At 69.9% G+C, this 2,617-nt stretch carries 1 protein-coding gene; it reads right to left on the bottom strand.

The features are described 5' to 3' along the window. On the bottom strand, positions 1–2,617 hold a 2,617-nt coding region (locus KN815_RS47720), incomplete at both ends, for a condensation domain-containing protein (RefSeq protein ID WP_216348012.1).

Here is a 2,617-nt window from a genome sequence, read left to right as displayed (position 1 = left end):
TGGTCACCGCCAGCAGACGGTCCTCGCCCGTGAGCTGGAACCGCCCGGCCATCGCCACCGCGAAGTTCACCAGCGACCCCTGCGGCACCACCACACCCTTGGGCCGCCCCGTCGAACCCGACGTGTAGATCACATACGCGGAGGTGTCGGGGGCCGTGGCCGCCCGCTCCGCCACCCCTACCCTGGCAAGCTCTGCCACGACCTGAGGCGCGTCCAACAGTACCCGCGGTACATCCACATCCGGCAGTACGCCCGCCAGCTCACCCGTGGTCAGGACAAGGGCCGGTGCCGCGTCCTGGAGCATGTACGCCAACCGGTCGGCCGGATACTCCGTGTCCAGCGGAAGATACGCCGCACCCGCCTTCCACACCGCAACCAACGCCACCACCAGATCCACCGACCTCGGCAACGCCACCGCCACAAAACACTCAGGCCCCACCCCACGACCGACCAGCAACCGCGCCAAACGCCCAGCACGGACATCCAACTCCCCATACGACAGCGACACACCACCCGCCACCACCGCCACCGCATCCGGCGTCCGCGCCACCCGCTCCTCGAACACCTCCACCACCGAACGACCCGGCACCTCACCCGCCGTGTCATTCCACTCCCACAGCACCGACCGCGCCTCGGCCTCATCCAGCACATCGATGCGGGACACAGGGGCGGTCGGCTCGGCCACGGCCTCGGTCAGGAGCCGGAGGAGTCGCTCGGTGAACGTCTGGGCCGTCGCGCGGTCGAACAGGTCGGTGCTGAACTCCAGGACACCGTTCAGCGCACGCACCTGCCCGCGCTCGTCATGGCTCTCGGTGAAGCCGAAGGCGAGGTCGAACTTGGCCACTGACGTCTCGACCTGTTGTCGGTCGGCGGTGAGCCCCGGAAGGCCGTCCAGCGAGTCCAATGCCCCCTGGTAGTCGGTGTTGTTGAGGGTGAGCAGCACCTGGAAGAGCGGGTGGCGGGCGAGCGAACGCTCCGGGTTGAGCACCTCGACCAGCCGCTCGAAGGGCAGGTCCTGATGGGCGTAGGCGCTGAGGTTCGTCTCACGGACGCGGTGGAGGAGTGCGGTGAAGTCCGGGTTCCCCGAGGTGTCCGTGCGCAGCACCAGTGTGTTCAGGAAGACGCCGACGAGGTCGTCGAGCGAGGTGTCGGTGCGGCCGGCGATCGGCGTGCCGATGGCGATGTCCGTGCCCGCGCCCAGCCGCGTGAGGAGGGCGGCGAGGGCTGCCTGAAGCACCATGAAGGGGCTGGCCTGCGCCTGTCCGGCCACCTCGCTGATCCGCGCGTACAGCTCCGGGGACACCTGGAAGGGGACGCGGTCTCCACGGTAGGAGGCGACGGACGGCCGCGGCCGGTCGTACGGCAGCTCCAACTGGTCCGGGAGGCCCGCCAGCGCGGCAGTCCAATAGCCGAGCTGGCGCGAGATCTCGCTGTCGGGGTCGGTCTCGTCTCCCAGGACATCGCGCTGCCAGAGGCTGTAGTCCGCGTACTGGACCGGCAACGGCTCACGCACGGGAGCCTCACCGGTGGTGACACGGGCCGCGTACGCCGCCGCCACGTCACGCGCCAGCGGGGCGCGCGACCACGCGTCGCTCACAATGTGGTGGGTCAGGGCGAGCAGCACATGCTCGTCCTCCGCGACCGCGAACAGAACGGCGCGGAAGGGAGTTTCGGCCGCGAGGTCGAAGGGACGAGCCGCCGCGAGAGCCAGGTCCTCGTCCAGCCGCCGCTCGTCGGTCTCCACCACCGGAAGCTCCGTACGCACCTCGTCGGCGGGCAGCACGATCTGCCGGGAGCCGTCGGCGTCCTCGGTGAAGACGGTGCGCAGGCTCTCATGGCGGGCCACCACATCGCCCAGGGCCAGCCGCAGCGCCTCCCGGTCCAGGTGACCGGTCAGCCGCAGCGCGACCGGAGAGTTGTAGGTGGCGCTGGGGCCCTCGAACTGATTCAGGAACCACAGCCGCTGCTGGGCATACGACAGCGGGATCCGCTCCGGCCGCGGATCGGCCACGGTCACACCCCGGCGGACACCATCCGTCGCGAGAGCGGTGGAGATGCCCGCGACGGTGGGGGTCTCGAAGAGCTGCCGGATGGGCAGTTCCGCGTCCATGACGCTACGGATCCGGCTGACCAGCTTCGTCGCCAGCAGGGAGTGGCCGCCGAGGCGGAAGAAGTCGTCGTCGATGGTGACCGAGTCCACGCCCAGCACCTCGGCGAACAGGCCGCACAGGATCTCCTCGCGCGGCGAACGCGGCGCCCGGCCGGTGGCGGTGTCGGGGCCGTAGTCGGGCGCGGGCAGCGCACGCCGGTCCAACTTGCCGTTCGGCGTCAGCGGCAGCGCGTCCAGGGTGACGAAGGCCGACGGCACCATGTAGTCCGGCAGCAACCCGACAGCGTGGTCCCGAAGGGCCGCATCGGAAACGTGGGAATCCGCCACCACATAGGCGACCAGCCGCTGGTCCCCGGCCCGGTCCTCCCGCACGACCACCGCGGCCTGGGCCACCTCGGGATGACCACGCAGCACAGCCTGGATCTCGCCCAGCTCAATACGGAAGCCCCGCACCTTGACCTGGTCATCGACCCGGCCCACATACACCAACTGACCATCGGCGTTCCA

The organism is Streptomyces niphimycinicus, assembly GCF_018883605.1.
Lineage (GTDB): Bacteria > Actinomycetota > Actinomycetes > Streptomycetales > Streptomycetaceae > Streptomyces > Streptomyces niphimycinicus.
Note: the sequence above shows the minus strand (reverse complement) of the source record. Positions and strands in the feature narration are given on the sequence as shown.